The 19,897-nt window shown below is 57.9% G+C and carries 15 protein-coding genes and 1 tRNA gene; 13 read left to right on the top strand and 3 right to left on the bottom strand.

The features are described from left to right. Positions 1 to 31 precede the first annotated feature (31 nt). The 8 genes from A9Q02_RS02105 (at position 32) to A9Q02_RS02070 (ending at position 7,153) form a co-directional block, all read left to right on the top strand. Positions 32 to 997: a cytochrome c biogenesis protein gene (locus tag A9Q02_RS02105; RefSeq protein ID WP_097650721.1), complete on the top strand. Its 966-nt coding sequence runs from the start codon at positions 32 to 34 to the stop codon at positions 995 to 997. Next, positions 994 to 1,224, top strand: a complete 231-nt coding sequence (locus A9Q02_RS02100; protein WP_097650720.1) for a CcmD family protein — start codon at positions 994 to 996, stop codon at positions 1,222 to 1,224. The genes A9Q02_RS02105 and A9Q02_RS02100 overlap by 4 nt, the downstream gene beginning before the upstream one ends. Before the next feature lie 9 nt (positions 1,225 to 1,233). Further along, positions 1,234 to 1,644, top strand: a complete 411-nt coding sequence (locus A9Q02_RS02095; RefSeq protein ID WP_097650719.1) for a cytochrome c maturation protein CcmE domain-containing protein — start codon at positions 1,234 to 1,236, stop codon at positions 1,642 to 1,644. A gap of 33 nt (positions 1,645 to 1,677) precedes the next feature. Continuing rightward, positions 1,678 to 4,077 (top strand): heme lyase CcmF/NrfE family subunit, encoded by a 2,400-nt coding sequence (locus A9Q02_RS02090; RefSeq protein ID WP_097650718.1) that lies wholly within the window; start codon positions 1,678 to 1,680, stop codon positions 4,075 to 4,077. A 108-nt stretch (positions 4,078 to 4,185) separates the two neighbouring features. Further along, the gene (locus A9Q02_RS02085) at positions 4,186 to 5,283 is read left to right on the top strand and encodes a J domain-containing protein (RefSeq protein ID WP_097650717.1); all 1,098 of its coding nucleotides are present in this window, start codon (positions 4,186 to 4,188) and stop codon (positions 5,281 to 5,283) included. Positions 5,284 to 5,449: 166 nt separating this feature from the next. Continuing rightward, on the top strand, positions 5,450 to 6,280 hold the full coding sequence (locus A9Q02_RS02080; RefSeq protein WP_097650716.1) for a redoxin domain-containing protein: 831 nt from the start codon (positions 5,450 to 5,452) through the stop codon (positions 6,278 to 6,280). A 15-nt stretch (positions 6,281 to 6,295) separates the two neighbouring features. Further along, the gene (locus A9Q02_RS02075; RefSeq protein ID WP_097650715.1) at positions 6,296 to 6,976 is read left to right on the top strand and encodes a response regulator transcription factor; all 681 of its coding nucleotides are present in this window, start codon (positions 6,296 to 6,298) and stop codon (positions 6,974 to 6,976) included. Positions 6,977 to 7,077: 101 nt separating this feature from the next. After that, positions 7,078 to 7,153, top strand: a tRNA-Gly gene (locus A9Q02_RS02070). Positions 7,154 to 7,212: 59 nt separating this feature from the next. Here the strand turns inward: A9Q02_RS02070 and glmS are convergent. Both glmS and A9Q02_RS02060 read right to left on the bottom strand, forming a co-directional pair. Continuing rightward, positions 7,213 to 9,063, bottom strand: a complete 1,851-nt coding sequence (gene glmS / locus A9Q02_RS02065) for a glutamine--fructose-6-phosphate transaminase (isomerizing) (protein WP_097650714.1) — start codon at positions 9,061 to 9,063, stop codon at positions 7,213 to 7,215. Between the two features lie 61 nt (positions 9,064 to 9,124). Continuing rightward, on the bottom strand, positions 9,125 to 9,721 hold the full coding sequence (locus A9Q02_RS02060) for a disulfide bond formation protein B (protein WP_097650713.1): 597 nt from the start codon (positions 9,719 to 9,721) through the stop codon (positions 9,125 to 9,127). Positions 9,722 to 9,821: 100 nt separating this feature from the next. Here A9Q02_RS02060 and A9Q02_RS02055 point away from each other — a divergent pair, with 100 nt between their 5' ends. The 5 genes from A9Q02_RS02055 (at position 9,822) to A9Q02_RS02035 (ending at position 17,757) form a co-directional block, all read left to right on the top strand. Continuing rightward, positions 9,822 to 12,509: a hybrid sensor histidine kinase/response regulator gene (locus A9Q02_RS02055; protein WP_097650712.1), complete on the top strand. Its 2,688-nt coding sequence runs from the start codon at positions 9,822 to 9,824 to the stop codon at positions 12,507 to 12,509. Between the two features lie 79 nt (positions 12,510 to 12,588). Continuing rightward, on the top strand, positions 12,589 to 13,773 hold the full coding sequence (locus A9Q02_RS02050; protein WP_097650711.1) for a M20 metallopeptidase family protein: 1,185 nt from the start codon (positions 12,589 to 12,591) through the stop codon (positions 13,771 to 13,773). Between the two features lie 117 nt (positions 13,774 to 13,890). Beyond that, entirely contained in the window at positions 13,891 to 14,871 is a 981-nt protein-coding gene (locus A9Q02_RS02045) for a TIGR03557 family F420-dependent LLM class oxidoreductase (protein ID WP_097650710.1), read from the top strand. Positions 14,872 to 14,989: 118 nt separating this feature from the next. Then, positions 14,990 to 16,984: an acetyl/propionyl/methylcrotonyl-CoA carboxylase subunit alpha gene (locus A9Q02_RS02040; RefSeq protein ID WP_097650709.1), complete on the top strand. Its 1,995-nt coding sequence runs from the start codon at positions 14,990 to 14,992 to the stop codon at positions 16,982 to 16,984. A 206-nt stretch (positions 16,985 to 17,190) separates the two neighbouring features. Next, a complete protein-coding gene (locus tag A9Q02_RS02035) occupies positions 17,191 to 17,757 on the top strand; it encodes an RNA polymerase sigma factor (protein WP_245860196.1) in 567 nt (188 codons plus the stop codon). 50 nt (positions 17,758 to 17,807) lie between these two features. Here the strand turns inward: A9Q02_RS02035 and A9Q02_RS02030 are convergent, their stop codons facing one another. Beyond that, entirely contained in the window at positions 17,808 to 19,778 is a 1,971-nt protein-coding gene (locus A9Q02_RS02030; protein WP_097650707.1) for a coiled-coil domain-containing protein, read from the bottom strand. Positions 19,779 to 19,897: the final 119 nt, after the last annotated feature.

Raw genomic sequence — 19,897 nt, 5'->3', positions numbered from 1 at the left:
GACACATTTCTGGTTCTGGAAAGGTACATCTATGGTGCAGCAGATGGCCCAGGTCGGCAAACTGCTCATCGGGCTCTGGATGGCTGGCGTGACGATCGTGATGTTTCTGGTGATTCCTCAGTACGAGGGCTTGGGCAATGCAGGACGCATTATTATTATGCATGTGCCAACCGCCTGGGTCAGTGTGCTGGCGTTTGCCATTTCGGCAATTTTTAGTGGTCTCTACCTCTGGAAGCGCAATCCTACCTATGATGATTATGCCGTCGCCGCCGCCGAGGGGGGCTTTCTCTTTACCGCCCTCGCAACCGTGACCGGCATGATCTTTTCGCAGGTCGTCTGGGGGATCTACTGGAACTGGGATCCACGCCAGACCTCTATTTTTGTGCTGTTGCTGATCTACGCCGCCCTCTTTGCGCTCCGCTCCGCCATTGATGATGTGCAGCGCCGTCGCCAACTCAGTGCGGTCTATTCACTCTTTGCGTTTGTCACCGTACCCTTCTTGATCTTTGTCGCCCCTCGCATCGCTGATAGCACCCTACACCCTAACTGTGTCTTTATCCAGGGCAGTACCTGCGATGGCATTACCCTCGATGTGGGCAAGATTGGTTTGCTCGGCGACCGCAAGATCCAGTTGATCGCGCTAGAACGCGAAGGCGATCTGGTGACGGCCGAGGTGATTGTCAGCGAACCAGGCTTGAGTAGTGAGACAACGCTGCGACCCAGTTTCAATCTGGCGACCGGCACGATGGCCGATCGCCCCGAGTTTCCTGGCGTACGGTACCAACTGGGCCTTGAATATGTCGATCCTTCGATAACCAGCGGGCTGTTGAATATCGAAGCCCCCGGAACGGGGGTACTCGATAATCGGATCACCCTCTTTACGTTTCTTGCCTCGATTGCTGGTTTTACGGCGCTCTTTTTCTGGATGCTCAATCTACGCGCCAATCTGCTGGGGCTTCAGTGGGCTCTGGCTCAGCGTGATGGAGGTCGTGTATGAACCCTGAAGCCTTTTTAGAGGCTGGGATTGCCATCTATGTTGCGATGGCGGTGGCCCTGTCGGTCTGGCTCGGTATCTTTGTGTATCTCTGGCGCATTGATGCCCAGGCCCGTGTGCTTAAACGCGAACTGGAACGTGAACGCCAGCGTGAGCAGCCCGCCTCAAGGGCACCACGGGCAACCGTGAAACGTGTGAGTTCGCCCGAACATGAGATTGTCGAAAAGTAAGGAACGGTTATGTCTACCACATCAATGACACACGTTGCTCGGCGTGGTTTTGAACTGAAGCCTCTCCACATTGCGGGTCTCGGTATTATTGTGATTGCCATCATCTATGGTGCCTTTGGCTTCCAGAGTGGCTTCCGTTCCTATACCCAGAGCATTGATGAAGCGGTTGCGGCCACCCGCAGTGTGCAACTCTCGGGTTTTCTGGGTAGTACGGGTGAGTATGATGAGCAAGGGCGTTTTACCTTCCTGATTCAGGATGAGCACGGCAAGTTGCTCAAGGTCATCTCGAACGAGCCGCGACCGGCCAATTTCGAGCACGCCATTAGCATTGTTGCGATTGGACAGTATGACCCGGCTGAGCAGGCTTTTATGTCCGAGCAACTGCTGGTCAAGTGCCCCTCGAAGTATCAGGAACAGTAGGCGTTATCTCTTCTGAGATCTGGAAAGATCAGTATGTATCTTCTCGGCACATTTTTGATTGTCACGTCACTGGCAATGGCCCTGCTGACGGTGGTGAGTTATGCACTGGTCATCCGTGGCAATCGGCTTGCCCTGACCTATGGACGCTTTGGGGTCTATGCAACCCTGGCTAGCGTGGCCATGGTCTATACCCTGTTGATCACCGTCTTTGTGGCGCGCCGTTTCGATATCGAGTATGTCAACAACTATAGTTCGCGTGACCTCGATTTCTTTTTCACCGTTGCCGCCAGTTGGGCCGGGCAACCAGGGAGTTTCCTAAACTGGATTCTCTGGGGGGCGCTTGCGGCTACACTGCTGGTTCGCCGGTCGAAACATTTTGAACCCTATACGCTGCTGGTTGTTCAGGCGATCCAGGCAGGTCTGCTGATCTTCGTGCTGATTCTCAATCCATTCAAGCCACTGCTTGATGCGACCACAGGGCTACCTCTGACTCCTGTTGATGGGCGCGGACTCAATCCGTTGCTGCACAACTTCTGGATGATTATTCACCCGCCTGTGCTCTTTATCGGCTATGCCCTGAGCATGATTCCGTTTGCGTTTGCGGTAGGGGCACTGGTGCGCCGCGATTATGATACCTGGGTTACCCGGGCGCTGCCGTGGGCAATCGCGGCATGGTCGTTTCTGGGCCTGGCACTCTTGCTCGGTGGCTACTGGGCCTACGAGACGCTCGGCTGGGGGGGCTACTGGGGCTGGGATCCGGTTGAAAATTCGTCGCTCGTGCCCTGGATTATCCTCACAGCCTTGATGCACGGCTTGGTGCAGCAACGCACCCACGGTGGCCTGCGCAAGACCAATCTGGCCCTGGCGCTCACGGTCTATGTGACCGTCTTTTACGCAACGTTCCTTACCCGCAGTGGCGTCTATGCCAATTTCTCGGTGCATTCATTTGTCGCCGAGGGTATCTTTGAGGGTCTGGTGGCGTTCCTGGTGCTGCTTGCGGTTGGTTCCATCGCGCTCTTCTTCTGGCGATGGCGCGATATTCCGGCCCGCCCGCTGAGTGACAAATTCTTCTCGCGGGATAGCTTCTTTGTGCTTGCTATTCTCTCGTTTGTCCTCGTGGCCCTTGTGATCGGCATCGGTACATCAATGCCGGTGATTTCGGCGATCCCTGGGGTTGGCCATACCCTGCAGGGCTGGATGGGGGCAACCTTCGAGCTTGATGATGGCACGCTGATGAATCCACAGGCCCTTCCCTTTGAGGATGGGCGCTTTAGCCTCGCCCCAAGTTTCTATCAGCAGACAACCCCACCCCTCGGGCTGATCATCATTGTGTTGATGACCCTCGGCCCGTTGATGGGGTGGCGTGATAGCAATATGCGCAATCTGTTGCGGGCGCTGCGCTGGCCTGCCGTGGCAGCAGTGATTGCTGCGATTGTCGCCATGTTCATTGATGTCCGCGATCTGCTGTCGCTCTTCTATGTTTCGGGGGCGACCTTTGCGATCGGGACCAATCTGGTGATGCTGCTGCGGACGCTTAAAGGCGGCTGGTTGCGCATCGGTGGCTATCTCGCCCACATGGGTTTTGCGGTGATGGCAATCGGCATGATTGGATCGAGTGCCTATGCCACGCCCGAAACTCGCTTGAGCCTCGCCCCCGGTGAGAGCGCCCGTCTCTTTGGGTACGAGTTTATCTTCAATGGCTATCAGCTTGATGAAGAACAGCGTGGCGTGCTCGATTTCAGTGTCAGTGATGGCACACGTACCTTTACTGCGCGGCCCTATCTCTATGAGAATCAGCAGATGGGCCTGACGACGACGCAGCCATCAATCCATAGCTTCTTCTGGCACGACCTCTATGTGTCGCCAGCTGGCTATGACCCCGAACGTGATGCAAGCCGTCCGGTGCTTGGTCAGGGTGAGACAACCAGTATTGGCCCGTATATCGTCACCTTCAACGGGTTCAATCTTGATACCGCCGCGATGAGCAGTGGAACCGGCGATATGCAGGTTGGGGCGCAGTTGACGGTGCTCTATGAAGGTGAGCAACTTGAGGTTGAGCCGTATGTCCGCGTTGCGGTCAATCCAACGACGGCCGAGCAAGAGTTGATCTATGTACCTGCCGAATTGCCAGGCGGCGCGTCGTTGACGGTGGTGTCGCTTGATCCCGCCTCACGTCGCATCTTACTTGAAGGGAGCGGCACCGGGCTCGAAAATCTGCCCGTTATTCCCGCCAAGGGAGTGATTGCGGTCAGTGTCAAGCCCCTCGTCCTGCTGGTGTGGGTGGGGGTCATTATGAGCGTTGTCGGTGGCTTCATCGCCCTGGTGCGCCGGTACCTCGAAGGTAGCGCAATGCTCGCGGGTGTGCGCGTACGCCTGCCCAAAGGCCTCCCAGCCTGGACCCCGCGTCTGGGTTCACGTGGCGTTGGCAAGTAGGCGAAGAGCTTCTGCTGAGGCAAGCTTCCAGCGCAAGTTGGCAACTTGCCTCAGCAAAAGGAAGTGTAAAGAAATCAGTCGCAAGGCAACGCCTTGCCATAGAGATCAATGCAAGATTACTACGAGACTCTGCAAGTCCACCCCAAAGCCGATCCCGAGGCCATTGAGTCAGCCTATTTTCGTCTACGAGAGCGGTATGATCCGGCCAAACTTGAAGCGGCTGCTGATGAAATTCAGGCCCTGGCACGTCAGCGACGCGACGAGATCGAACAAGCTTATGCTGTTTTGCGCGATCCGCAACGACGTGAGGCCTATGATCACGAACAGGCGCAACATCAGCCTGAACTGCCCGCAGGCGATGACGATGACAATGCCATTGACTATCGGCCTTTGCCGCCGGCAGGGCGTCGTGAACGCCCCGAAGGCTTCGACGCTCAGCCCAAAGGCGGCCGTACCTCACGGCCTCCCCAGACGCGCAAGGGACGCCCGACCAAGCGTAGTGCTGGTGGGCTGCCGATCTGGGTTGTGCCTTCATTGATCGTCGGTCTGGCGACGTTTGGCATTGTGATGACAACACTCGTGATCACCTTGCTCAACTCGAATAACGCCATGGCCCCGGCAGCAGGGCCGCAAGGCTTTGAGAGTCTGACGACACCAACGGCCGTGGCGACCCCCAGCCTCGACACAGTCATTGCCCAGTTCGAGGGGCAGGTTGTAGCGGCACGCCAGGTTGCCGAACGGGTACCCGAGAATTTCAATGCGTGGATCGAACTCGGCAATGCTCTGTATGACAGCGTGGTCGTCGTACGCGAACGACTTGCACGCGGTGACCCCACTGCACGCCAGGCCTATATCGAACGCCTCCCACGCTGGCTTGAGGCTGCCGATGCCTATGCAAAAGCTGCTGAACTTGACCCGCAGAGTGCGCTGGCCTATGCCGATATGGCCGCTAGCTTCTGTTACTACGGGCAAGATATCAGTGACATGAGTTATGTCGAGCAAGGCATTGCGCATGCCGAAAGAGCCCTTGAGCTTGATGCAACCGAAGGGCGCGCCCTGCTCAGTGCCGGCATCTGTTATGCCTTCAACGAGCCGCCACAGATCACCGAAGCCCTCGCCCAATGGCAGATGCTGGTCGTGATGCCTGACGCCGAACCAAACCTCGTTTTTCAGGCTCGCCAGTTGATCCAGGAATACAGCCGTTAGGGTAGGGCGTAGGCCAGACGCATACCTCAGCCATGGCTCTTCGTGAGGGACACCCAGCCAGCTGAGTTGGCTGGGTGTCCCTCGCGAAGAGCCATTTGACTCCACCGCAAAGCGGGGGTTCAAAAAGGTAAAAGCTCATGCTACAATGATAGGCGGAGTATATGATATGGTAACGTATTATACGCTCTTGGGTATCGAACCCGGGGCGAGCGATGACGCAATTGCCGAAGCGTATGCGCACCAGCGCGAACGGTACAATCCCGAACGAGTGACCGAACTTGATCCTGAACTGGTCAAAATCGCGACCGAGCGCAGCGCTGAACTTGAACGCGCCTATCGGGTTTTGAGTGACCCGCAGCGGCGCCAGGCCTACGACGCAAGCCTGCAACAACCGTCCGGTAGTGGAGAACGCCGGGGGCTAACCCCACGCGAAATCGGCTTCGCGATCACTGGTGTCGTGGCAGCGATCCTGCTTGTGGCAACGATCTGGATCGTGACAGGTGGTGAAAGCCAACCTGAAACCCAGGCGATGGCAGAAATGCGGCGCACCGCCCCTAGCTTCGATGCACCAACGCTCGACGGAAGCACGCTCAACCTGGAAGCGTATCGTGGCAAGGTCATTCTGCTCAACTTCTGGGGAACCTGGTGTGAGCCTTGCAAACGTGAACTGCCCGCCTTGCAGGCAGCCCATAACGACCTTAGCGATCAGGGGTTTGCGGTCATCGGCGTCAACCTGACGCGCGATGAATTGAGCCGGGGGCAGGATACTGATGATGTTCAGGCTTTTCTTGATCAATATGGGGTGACGTTCCCTATTGTGCTCGATCTTGAAGGTGACATCACCAATGCCTATCGCGTCTTTCCCTTGCCAACTAGTTTCTTTATCGATCCCGAGGGGCAGATTCGTTATGTCCATATCAGTGAGCTAAAGTATAACGACATTGTTAGTCGTTTTACCGAACTCAAAGGGGAAGCGTCAGCCCTTGAGACGCCATAATATCAGAGGTAGCGCATGGAAAAGCGTACCATCCTCGTTGTTGACGATGACCAGAATCTGCGAGATTTGATCCGGATCAATCTGGAATACGAGGGTTTCAAAGTTCTGACCGCAACCAATGGCGTAGAGTGCATCGCCACCGTACGCGAGCATCGTCCCGATATGGTTCTGCTCGATATCATGATGCCTGAAATGGATGGGATAGAAGCCTGTCGCCAGATTCGGCAATTTTCCCAGTTGCCGATTCTGATGCTGACCGCCAAGGTCCAGAGTAACGATATTATTACTGGGCTGGATCATGGGGCCGATGATTACCTAGCCAAGCCCTTTGACATTGATGAACTGGCCGCCCGGATCCGCGCCCTCTTGCGTCGCGTCCCTCCTTCATACCGCCCCCTCACCGCCGGCAAAGGGGAGATCACCATTGACCAGCAGGCGCGTGAAGTGATGGTGCGCGGTGAACCAATTGATCTGACACCAACCGAATACCATCTGCTCATCATTCTGGCAGAAAAAGCCGGGATGGTGGTCGATCACGAGACCCTGCTGAGAGCAGTCTGGGGGCAGGAATTTAGCCGCGACAACGATTATCTCAAGGTCTATATCTGGCATCTGCGCCGCAAGCTTGAACAAGATCCGCGCAAGCCCCGCTTGCTCCTCACCGAGTGGGGGGTCGGCTACCGCCTGATGGCATGAAGATGTCCGCTACCCAAAAGCCAGCTACGCTGGCTTTTGGGTAGCGGACATCTTGAAACATTGACAAGCATAACAGTGGGTGCTATACTTCCATCCGAAGTGCGGGAGTAACTCAGTTGGTAGAGTACCTGCTTCCCAAGCAGGCTGTCGCGAGTTCGAGTCTCGTCTCCCGCTCCATTCCATAACGCGGTATCCTGGTGACAGGATACCGCGTTTGTGTGTGCTGAAGCCCCGCTCTATTCAACCGTCACACTCTTGGCGAGGTTCCGCGGCTGATCAACGTCGCATCCGCGCCGTACAGCCATGGTATAGGCAAAGATCTGCAGCGGGATCGCGGTCAAGACGGGCTGGAGCAGCGGGATCGTCGGCGGGACGCTGAGCGTATGACGCGCTCTGGTCGGCAGGAAGTCGTCACCATCGGTGATAATGGCAATCACCTGGCCATGGCGTGCCTGCACCTGCTCGATATTGCTGACCATTTTGGGATAGATGTCATCGCGTGGCGCAATGCAGACGACCGGCAGATCTTCGTCGATCAGGGCAATCGGGCCGTGCTTCATCTCGCCAGCCGGATAGCCTTCGGCGTGAATGTAACTGATCTCTTTGAGCTTGAGGGCACCCTCAAGCGCAATTGGATAGTTCTGTTGTCGCCCCAGGAAGAGCGCATTCGAGGCACGGTGATAGTGTTCCGTCAGTTCTTCACACTGGGGGATCACCCGCTCGATGATCGTGGCCGCCTTGCCCGGTAGCTCCACTAGGGCTTGCAGGTGCGGGCGGATCTGATCGGGCGTCATGGTGCCACGGGCCTGGGCCAGACGCACGGCAAAGAGATAGGCCGAGACCAGCATCGAGGTAAAGGCTTTAGTCGAAGCAACCCCAATTTCAGGGCCGGCATGCAGATAGATAGGGCCACCGTCGGCAACCCGCGCCGCCTGGCTCCCAATCGCATTGACAATCGCCACGCTCGGCACCCCCTGGTCACGCGCTTGCTCCATCGCAGCAAGAGTATCCACCGTCTCACCACTCTGGGTAAAAGTCAGTAGCAAGGAGTCTTTGCCCAGCACCGGCTCGCGGTAACGAAACTCGCTGGCATAATCCACCTCGACCCGCACGCGGGCAAGGCGCTCGATCATAAACTTGGCGACGAGGCCAGCGTGCCATGCCGTGCCACAAGCGGTGATGTAGATGCGCTCAACGCGCCGCAGATCGGCGTCACCAAGGCGGAGATCCTCTAAATCAACGCGGCCAGCCTCGTGATCGATCCGCCCACGCAACACATCCACCAGCGCACGCGGCTGCTCGTGGATCTCTTTCTCCATAAAATGCTTATAGTCACCACGGGCGGCGGCAATGGGATCCCAGGGAACCGTCACCGTCGGGCGCGCCACCTGGCTCCCATCTAACCGACTAAGCGCAATGCCATCGCGACTGACCACGGCCAGGTCGCGATCTTCGAGAAAGATCAGGTCACGGGTATAGTCAAGAATCGCCGGGACATCAGAAGCTACAAAATGCTCACCTTGGGCGGAACCGAGCACAACCCCGCCAGCATTGCCCAGACGGGCGGCAACAAAACGATCAGGCTCATGGATACAGAAGGCCACGACGGCATTGCCACCACGCAGTTCAAGCATCGTCTGGCGGAGGGCCGGGGCAAGCGAACCTTCGCGTTGGTAGTGATACGCGAGTAGATGCGCAATGACCTCGGTATCGGTCTGCGACTGGAACGGTACGCCCTGTTCAAGTAGCCGCGACTTGAGTTCGAGATAATTTTCGACGATGCCATTCTGGATGACAACAATTGAGCCACTGGCATCACGATGGGGATGGGCATTTGCCTCAGTTACACCGCCGTGGGTCGCCCAACGCGTATGGCCCAAGCCAATGGTTCCAACGGCAGGCTCGTGGGTGACCCGGGCAACCAGATTGCTGAGCTTGCCCACACTGCGGCGCAATTGCAACCCGGCCTCGACATCATAAATCGCGATCCCTGCCGAGTCATACCCTCGGTATTCAAGGCGCTGCAACCCCCCAATAATGACCTCCGTGGCCGAACGTGAACCGATGTAGCCGACAATACCACACATGTGTTGTTCTCCTCCCATCTCGCTTGCGCCACCACAAGCGGGAGTTTTTAGGGCGACGGCGCTAAAGCCCAACAAGCAGACCAAGGCCCACAAAGACCAGGATCGTCACGACCACAATGACCACCGCCGCAACGCGTGAGCCACGACGACCCTGAGCAGAAGGCACCGGTGCCCCTGCAAGAGCATAGTTGCCCAGCATAACACTGATCAGCCCAAAGGCGACCAGAGCCAGGAACGGAATCTTGATAAAAGAGAGCGGCCCGGTCAAAATAGGGGTTAGGTAATCAATGCCACATGGAACAAGACCAACACACGCCGCTGGCGGAATAAGCTGGATCACTTGCAGGTAATGGTAGAGCGACAACGCTATACCTGACAGCGAGAACGGCAGCCCATACCAGGCAAGTCCCCGATCATCACGCAGGATGCCCACCAGCAAGACAACCGCAAGCGGATACATCAAAATGCGTTGATACCAACAGAGTTCACAAGGTATCCAGCGTAACACTTCACTGAAATAGAGGCTGCCGCACGTCGCAAGCATTGCACTCAGCAGGGCAATATGACGGGTTGCTGCCGTAAGCCCTGTTAACACACTGACCTGTTCAGCTGCGGATTCACGTGACGTCGCGGCAGCATCCTGTGCCACTTGCGCCATATTGACCCCCTTCTTGCCCATGATGCCCTGTATCAGGGCAAACTTTCCGTTTATACTTAATCAAGAGCAGACGTGATTGACATGCCTATAGGATTGTATCATGTCTCACGTAAAACCTGGTTACAATACCCTGGACGCCATGATGACACCATTAACACCTTCACTGGAAGATGGATGGTCTGAAGAGAAGACAGATGAAGGCCAGTGGGATGATGCACAGGCCCGTTTTCTGGCCGCTGCGGGCGTTGTCTTGACCTCATCGCTCGACTACGAGCAAGTTCTGAGCCGGATCGCCCATCTCGCCGTCCCCTTGCTTGCCGACTGGTGCGCGGTCGCGCTCGCCGAACCATCCTCGGTTCCTCGACGCCTCGCCCTCGTCTGCGCCAGCCCGGATCAGCAGGCGCTCGCCGATACAATCAGTTGTTATCAATTGCCTGCCAATGCCCCCTGGCTCTTTCCCCGCGTCATCTCGACCGGACAACCCGAACTGATTGAGGACTTTAGCACCCATTTCTTTGGCCAGCATACGTTTGATGCTGACTATCTTGAACTGATCCGACAACTCAAGCCGTATGCCTCATTCACCGTTCCGCTCAATGTCCGTGGTCAAACCAGGGGAGCCATCACGTTTACGATGGCCGAGTCGCGACGGAAATTCACCCCCGCACTTCAGGCCCTGGCAACGGAATTGACCCGACGTGCTGCGGTCGTTGTCGACAACGCGATCCTCTATCGTGATACCCAGCGGCGCCTCGCTGAGTTGGGAACGATCCAGCGCGTGGCCCAGGCGATTACCACGTCAGTCCGGCTTGATCAGATCTGTGAAACGGTCGTCAACCAGCTTAGCCAGGTCTTTGGGTATACCTTTGTCAGCATCTATTTGCGTGAAGGTGAAGAGTTACACTTGCAGACATGGATCGGCTACGAGCATGTCCTACCGGTGATCCATCTCAACGAGGGCGTGATCGGACGCACTGTCCGCGATGGCAAGGCCTATTTTGTGCGTGATGCTTCGACCGATCCAGATTTTTTGCATGCCGTATCAGGGATAACCCAGGGTATCTTTGTACCGATTCGTTATGGACATCAGCAGGTCGCAGGCATTATTAGCATCGAATCCTCAGGGGAGCCGGCGCTCTCGGATGATGACCTGAAGTTACTCACTCTTCTGGCCGATCAGATCAGTGTCGCCCTCGTGAATGCCCGCCTCTTTGCTCGCGTCGAGGATGCCGCGCTCCGCTTTCGCTCACTGGTCGAAACGGCTGGCAGTGTGATTGTCTGTCTTGACCCGATGTTGCGGGTGACCGAGTTCAATCGCGAGGCTGAACGGGTCTTTGGGATGGCCCGTGAAGCAGCGCTCGGACGCGATTATTTGCGGACATTTGTGGCCCCTGCTGACCGCGTCGCGTTTGCCGAACTTGCCCGCACAACAACTACCGGGACACAGCCGTTCTCGCTTGAAACAACGATCGCGCTGGATAATGACAGTGAACGCACCTTCTTCTGGTCGCTGACCTGGCGGCAAGATGTGCGGGGCAAGCCGATTGAGTTGCTAGTGGTAGGGCAAGATATTACCGCCCGTCGGCACGCCGAAGAAGCCCGCCTCGCGGTCGAACGCAAGATGTTTGAGGCCCAACGCCTCGAAAGCCTCGGCGTGATGGCCGGCGGCATTGCCCACGATTTCAACAATCTGCTTGCGGCGATCCTCGGCAATGCGAGTCTGCTGCTCCTCGATCTCCCTCAAGAGAGCGAGATCTACCAGAGTGCCCGCGAGATTGAACTTGTGACCCGTCGTGCGGCCGATCTGGTTGGTCAGATGCTGGCCTATGCCGGACGCGGGCATTTCGATGTGCAACCACTTGATCTCAATGCGGTTGTCGCTGAGATGATCGGTCTCCTCCGCATTTCAGTCAACAAAAAGGCGCTCTTGCACCAGGAACTGACCCCAGATCTGCCCCTTATCGCAGCCGATGCCGCGCAGATTCGCCAGGTAGTGATGAATCTGATTGTCAATGCCGCCGAGTCCCTCGCCGAGCTTGGAGGTACGGTGACAATTAGTACCTTCTTGCGAGAACTGACGTTGGTCGATCTTGCGACATTCCATACGTTCCCAGAGGTAACCGCGGGTACGTATGTTTGTCTGATGGTCACTGATACAGGGATTGGCATGGAATCAGCGAGTTTGTCACGTATTTTTGACCCGTTTTTTACAACGAAGTTTGCTGGGCGCGGCCTCGGCTTAGCTGCGGTAATGGGCATTGTGCGCGGGCACCGGGGTGCGTTGACGGTTAAGAGCACACCGGGCAAGGGGAGTAGTTTTACCATCCTGCTGCCTGTCGATCAGGCGGGGACGACCTTCCTCAAGACGCGCTCGAGACCATCAGGGCCAAGCAAGCCGCCAACGCCACCGCCTAATCGCCCACTGATACTGGTGATTGACGATGAACGTGATGTACGCAGCATCGTGATCCGGATTCTTGAGCGGGGCGGCTATCGGACGCTCAGCGCCAACGATGGGATCCAGGGGCTCGCTATTTGCGATCAACTGCCCCAACCGCTTGGCGCTGTCCTGCTCGATCTCACCATGCCCCAGATGAGTGGGCAAGAGGTCTTTTACCAGTTACGTCAGCGCTGGCCCACATTACCAGTGGTGTTAATGAGTGGCTACACAACCGAAGAGATGACCAGCTATTTTCACGATGATAGTCCGATCGCTTTTCTCCAAAAACCCTTCACCGCTGAACGGCTGTTGAACCTACTCCATCAGGTGCTGGAACCGAGGGAATAACGGGAAGCAGCAGGTGTGAGGGATCATGGTATACTTGATCTGTCCAATTGTGTGCATCTATAGTCTCTGGAGGAGCCGTATGTCCGTTCCGTTTTTGAACGAGGCCGAAGCGCTGCATGATGAACTGGTTGCTATTCGACGCGACCTGCATATGCATCCCGAGTTGGGCTTTCAAGAATTTCGTACTGCCAAGATCGTCGCCGCAAAGCTTGATGAACTGGGCTACGAAGTCCAGACAGGCGTTGGTCAGACGGGGGTTGTTGGCATCCTGCAGGGCGATCTGCCAGGCGAACGCACCGTGCTCCTACGTTTTGATATGGACGCCTTGCCCATCAATGAGGCAAATGATGTCCCCTATCGTTCGCAAACACCGGGCGTGATGCACGCATGCGGTCACGACGCCCACGTCGCTGTTGGCATCGGCGTTGCCACGCTCTTTGCCCGCCACCGCGACCAGTTGCCAGGCACGATCAAGCTGATGTTCCAGCCCGCCGAAGAGGGCCTGGGTGGCGCCGTAGCGATGATTGCCGACGGGCTGCTCGAAGGCCCGGTTCCCGATATCGCGCTTGGCCTGCATGTATCGTCAGGCCATCCGCTCGGCACTGCGGTCGTCCGCGACGGTGCGTTGATGGCGGCATCAGATCCCTTCCGGATCATTGTCCACGGGAAAGGCGGTCACGGGGCCCAACCACATCAGACGGTCGACGCGGTGCTCGTCGGGGCCCAGATTGTGGTCGCCCTCCAGACGATCGTCGCCCGCAATCTCAACCCCGAAGAGACGGGGGTCGTCACTATCGGGGCTTTTCAAGCCGGTGAGGCCGGTAATGTCATCGCCGAAAGCGCCGAATTGCGCGGAACGATCCGGAGCTTCAACCCCGAAATCCAGGAATTGCTGCACCGCCGTGTCCGCGAGGTCGCCGAAGGCATTGCGCACACCCTGGGGGCCACCGCTGACGTGCAGATCCGCTTTGGGGTGGATGCCACCGTCAATGCACCTGCTCCAACTGCTGTCACCTATCAAGCCGCCGCCGCCGTGCTCGGCGAAGAGAAGATCAATACGACCTTCCGCACCACTGGGGGCGAAGATTTCTCGGCCGTTCTGGCGAAAGTCCCGGGATGTTACTTTTTCCTGGGGTCGAGCAGCAATGAAGCGACCGCCTTCCCCCATCACAATCCTCGCTTTGATATTGATGAAGCCTGCCTGCCTCAGGGCGTGGCGATTCTCTGCGACACAGCGTTGCGTTGCCTCAACGGTGAAGGGTAAGGGGGCCTGCGGTCCCCGAGAATCTTGCTTGCGCTGGAAAAAAGCCAGCGTACTTGGCTTTTTTTCAGCGCAAGCAACCGTGGTTGGCGGCAACGCCCTGAAGAAAGGAAAATCATTTTGGCAAAAATTGGCCTCTCTGCTGCCCTTGAGCAGTTTCACCCAACTGAGTTGATCGAGCATTGCAAGCTCGCCGAGTGTTATGGCTTTGAAGGCGTAATGGCAGCTGACCATTTTCAGCCCTGGGTTCCTGCCCAGGGCCACAACGCCTATGCCTATAGTTGGATGGGCGCACTTGGCATGGTCACGAAGGGCGACTTTGGCCCCGGTGTGACCTGCCCGAGTTTTCGTACCCACCCGGCGGTCATTGCCAATGCTGCCGCGACCCTCGCCGCGATGTTCCCTGGTCGCTTCTGGCTTGGCCTCGGAAGTGGCGAGTTGCTCAATGAAAATGTCGTTGGCGGCGAATGGCCCGAGCCGTTGATCCGCTTTGAGATGCTCCAAGAAGCGACCGAGTTGATGCAGAAATTACTCAGCGGCAAGTCAATCCGTTATCGCGGACGCTACTTCCAGATGAATAAGGTGCAGCTCTGGACGCTGCCTGAACAGCCGGTGCCAATCTATGTCGCCGCGACTGGCCCTCAGACGCTCAAGTGGGCCGGCAAGACCTGTGATGGTCTGATTACGCCCGGGGCCAACCACGACAAGCTGCGCGGCATTCTCGATAACTTTGCCGCCGGGGCCAAAGAGGCAGGCAAAGATCCGGCCAGGATGCCCAAGCTCTTGCAACTGCACGTCTCGTGGGCCGAGACCGACGAAGAGGCAATGGAATCAGCCATGGTTGAATGGCCGAATGGTGGCATGAATTTTCCCAAACAGGATGTCCGCAGTCCGGAAGATTTTGCGGCTATGGCGCGTCTCGTGCGCCCCGAAAACTTCAAAGGACGGGTGCTCATCTCGTCCAACCTTGACGAGCATCGTGCCCACCTGCAAGGCTTCCTCGATCTCGGCTTTGATAAGATCTATGTCCACAACGTCGGGCGCAACCAGGAGGCCTGGATTCGGGCCTTCGGCGAGCATGTCTTGCCAAAGCTGACGTAGGGGGCCTGCGGCCCACGGGAATGTTTCCTTGTGCGACAAACAAGCCAGCTACGCTGGCTTGTTTGTCGCACAGGATGATAAGACCAGCCAGCGTCGCTGGATGGGCAAGAGAAAAACGATGCAACGGATGTTGATTGCCAACCGCGGTGAAATTGCCGTACGCATTCTGCGGGCCTGTCGTGAACTGGGCATTAGCCCGGTGGCGGTCTATTCAGAGGCTGATGCAAGCGCAATGCATGTGCGCCTTGCCGATGCCGCCGTCTGCCTTGGGCCACCTGCCGCGACCCAGAGCTATCTGCGTGGCGAGGCGATCATTGCGGCGGCCCAGGCAACCGGGGCCGAGGCGATCCATCCCGGCTATGGCTTTCTTGCCGAGAATGCGGCGTTTGCCCGGATGTGCCGCGAGGCGGGGTTGATCTTTGTTGGCCCGCCCCCCGAGGCGATCGAGGCCATGGGTGGCAAGATTGGGGCCCGTCACCTCGCCACGGCCGCCGGTGTGCCGGTCGTTCCAGGCTACGATGGGCCGGATCAGTCTGATGAACGCTTACTGGCCGAGGCCAAACGCATTGGCACGCCGCTGCTGATCAAGGCGAGTGCCGGTGGCGGCGGCAAGGGCATGCGGGTCGTCACTGATCTCGCCGGCTTCACCGACGCGCTCGCCGGCGCTCGCCGCGAGTCCCGCGCGGCTTTTGGCGATGATGCCGTGCTGCTCGAACGCCTCATCGTACGCCCGCGCCACGTCGAGATCCAGGTGCTCGCCGATGCCTATGGGACGGTGCTGCACCTCGGCGAGCGCGAATGCTCGATCCAGCGCCGCCATCAGAAGATCCTCGAAGAGGCTCCGTCACCCGCCCTGAGTCCTGCCCTGCGCGCAACGATGGGCGAGGCAGCCGTGCGCGTCGCACGGGCCGCCGGGTATGTCAATGCTGGTACCGTCGAGTTTGTCCTTGATCCCGAGGGTCAGTTCTATTTTCTCGAGATGAATACGCGCTTGCAGGTTGAACACCCTGTGACTGAATTGGTGACCGGGCTCGATCTGGTGCGCTGGCAGATTGCTATCGCCAGGGGCGAACCGCTCACCTTGACCCAGAGCGAGATCGCGATGCGCGGCCACGCGATCGAGGTACGCCTCTATGCCGAAGATCCGGTCTCGTATTTGCCCGCCATTGGACAACTGGCGCTTTTTGCGCCACCAACTGGCCCGGGCATCCGCGTCGACGCCGGCTTGAGTAGCGGCGATGAGGTGACCGTGCATTACGACCCGATGATCGCCAAGCTGATCGTCGCGGGCGAAGACCGCACCGCAGCCGTCGAGCGCCTCCGGGCTGCCCTTGAGTCAACCGTAGTGCTCGGACTGACCACCAATCTTGCCCTGCTTCGTGCGCTTGCGGCCCATCCTGCTTTTGCGACGGGCGCAACCCATACCGGTTTTCTGAGCGATTATCCCCTGGAGATCGAACAGCCTGCCGAGCCGCCGTTGGAAGTCGTGCTGGCCGGAGCGATCCTTGCACAGCATCCTTCTCAGCCCACCTCGGCAACGCCGCTTCGCCACGATCCCTTTGCGCTGCACTGGCGCATGGGCAACGCCGGTGTGCCAGTGCGCTTCCAGAGCGGCGACCACGCCCTGGTTGCGTATACGCAGCACCGTGGAAATGACTGGACAATCAGCGTCCAAGGAACAAGCCACCCGGTACGCCGCGTGATCCAGGGCGCAACCGAATGCGTACTCGAATTCGGAGAAAAATTCGAGCGCTTTTTATTTGCGCACGACCACAGTGGCAACCTCTTGATCGGCTGGCGCGGCAACAGTTACCGGCTCACCCAACCTGCGCCCCTCAGTGCCGATAGCGCTACGCGACCGGGGGGTGGCCACGATGCCGCCGGACTCACCGCACCAATGCCCGGCACGCTGATCAAACTGCTCGTCAGCGAAGGCGAACAGGTCGCCGAGGGTCAGGCCCTGATGATCCTCGAAGCGATGAAAATGGAACACACGGTGGTGGCCCCCTACAGCGGGATCGTGCGCCGTCTCCCCTTTGCGCAAGGAGCAAGCGTCACTGGTGGGGTCAACTTGATCGAGCTTGAGGCTGAAGAAGACGCCACCGGCGCGTAAAGCGCCCATGGCGCAGAACTAACTCATTACAAATCCATAACCCCAACATAACCCCCCCCTCGCTATACTCAGCAGTGCATCCATTGATCACTGCTGCCAGCGTCGTCAGCATCTCGCATACGGGAGTTCAGGTCGGACAAGACTTGTACTCCCCGATACGCATCAATGCAAGCCTTGCATCCTTACAAATGGCGAGAGAGACGACCATGAACACAACAGCACTCCCCGAGGATCTTGTTCGTCGTGCGCGATCCGCCGACCCCGAAGCCTTATCAACCATTTACGAACGCTTTGCACCCGGGATCTATCGCTATGTTTACTATCGCATTGGTGACGCCGAAGTCGCCCGCGACATCCAGTCCGATGTCTTTTTACGCATGCTCGAGAGCATCGAACGCTACGAAGACCGGGGATGGTCAATCGGATCATGGCTCTACAGCATTGCGCACGCCCGCACCGTTGACACCCTGCGGCGTAACAAAAGGCGCAAACAAACCCCACTCAGCGAATGGTGCGCGATCAGTGAAGGACCCGAAACGAAACTTGCCGATCGCATCCATGAAGCAGCGCTCCAAGAAGCGCTCGTTCACCTCAGCGAAGCCCAGCGCCAGGTCATCTTACTCCGCCATAGCTACGGCCTCTCACTCGAAGAGACCGCCAACCAGCTAGGGCGTAGCATTGGCGCAGTCAAATCATTGCAACACCGGGCCCACGAACGCCTGGGTCGCCTGATCCGCACCAGCCTTGGTGAAGATGTTTCGACAGAAGACTGAACGCAAGCTGATCGCGTGTGGCGAAGGCTGACAGCCCTCGCCATACGTGATTATCCCTCGACCCACTCACCCAGAGCCGGGCCAGTTTCAAAGAAGATCGACGGTAACACGTTGAAGCGCTCGCTGAACCAGGGGAGCAATGCCTGAAAGGCCTGGTGACGCAACGGCGCAAGCAAAGCCAAGCCTGTCGCTAAGCTGGCGAGGCCAAGCCGACCATGGCGATGCCCAAGCATAACGAGGGCAACACCGGTCGCCCCAACGAGCCCCGCAGCGCCGGCAAGTGCGCGTTTGCGTTCGTGGCGTATCAGACCAACGGCCGCCAGGGCAAAGCGGGCCTGCAGCTCTAACCGCCGGGGATGCGTACGGAGTTCGGCAAGAAAGCGCTCGACTTCCTCAAGCTCCAACGCTGGAAAATCACGTCGCTGCCGCCAGGTTGCCTGGTGCATAGCAATCTGCTCCATCAGTTGCGCAACTTCCTTGCGCAGATCGCTACGCAAACGCGGCTCTACCGCCTGAGCCTGCTGCAACAAAGCAAACATGCATGCGCGGATCGCATAGGCCAGCGCCAGCACATCGGCGAGATAACGGGCACTGTCAACGACAAACTGAACCTCTGCGGCCTCAGTCGCAAGTTCTGCCAAACGTTCCGCATACTTTCTTGCTCGCGCCACCGCTCGCGCACTCGCCTCGAGCACCGTCTGCGGCGAAGCCACAGCGCCGGCTAAATACGCCCAGATCGGGAGTGAGGCCGTCGGACGCATCCACCAGACCCAGAGCAAAGGCGAAAGATAGACCCCGCCAAGCCGGTTGACCGCCTGTGGCAAGTGGCTCATATACCAACCCTGTTCAAGAAACTGAGCCGAGTCGCGATAGAGATCCGCAGCGACATCAACAAAAGCAGGGCTACACACCAACCCAAGACGAGTATGGAGCCAGTCACGGACAAAGGTTTCGCTCGCAAATGCGGCTTGATCGGCAAGCGCCGCCGTTACCGCACTATTCAATTCAGTCCAGAGGTTCCAGCCGCTCTGTCCCAGCGAAGCCTGCCCGCCGCCCCAGCCGCCGGTACTATTCCACGCCCAGAAGCCAGCACACTGTGGATCACGCGCCGCACGCGCTAGCGCCATACCGTGCAAGGTGACAATTGAACTCGGCACCAGACCAAAGAGTTCATACTCACGGCGATTCTGGAATTCGATCAGTTGGCGTGGGCCTGGCAAGCCCAGTGTCGGGTTGGCTGGCAGCAGACGAAAAAAGTCGGCTGGCCCATGCTTGATCGAAACAAGCAGGTTGGGGGAAGTGAGGCCACCAAACGTCGCAGCATAACGGGCAGGCGAACAGATCAGATCACCCAGTTCGCCAATACCGACACTCCAGGTACGGATGATCAACTGCTTGCCGGACTCTTCACACACGGGCAACAACTGCTCGATCAGCATACGCAAAGCCGCCGACGTTGTATAGATCATATGGCCAGTATAGGTATCACCCTGATTGTGCGCCCCGCCCGCTTCGCCCACGCGCACCACAAGCCCGCTCACCTGCGGGAGAGCCGCAAAAAGCTCGGCGAGCGCACGCTGATTAAGCGCCACGAGACGTGGATTGCCAGCGTCGAGGACACCAACCGCCTGCCGCAACTCCGGCGTGCTCCACTGCATATCGGTGGTCACAAAAAAGTGCATGCCAAGGGCGGCTGCATGTTCGGCAAGCGATGCAAAGGCGCGGCGATAGACAAGCGCACGCCGTCGCACCGGGCTATCAGCAGCATACACTGGTTCACCAGGGCCATCAAACGCAACCAGGTGGGCCAGGTTATCCACCACAACCCCATTGTAGCCCTGTGCGTGCAAGACATCAAGTTGCGCACACGCCCGTGCGACCCCCTGATCGAGTTGATGTAGGTCAACATACGGGGCCGTCGGCAGATCAAGCTGATCGTAGGGGAACGACGACCAGTTGCGAAACGGTTTCTCAGGATCAAAAAATGGCCCACTCAGATCGGCCAGACGGTACGAAAGCATCTTCAGGTTACCTGCGCTAGATTAACAAATGATGATGTGATGTTAAGAGTGTGTTAATTCATTATACCGCAGCTAACCCTAAGACGCAGAACGCCCCTGCCAGCTTTGCTGGCAGGGGC

It is taken from the genome of Candidatus Chloroploca asiatica (assembly GCF_002532075.1).
Lineage (GTDB): Bacteria > Chloroflexota > Chloroflexia > Chloroflexales > Chloroflexaceae > Chloroploca > Chloroploca asiatica.
Note: the sequence above shows the minus strand (reverse complement) of the source record. Positions and strands in the feature narration are given on the sequence as shown.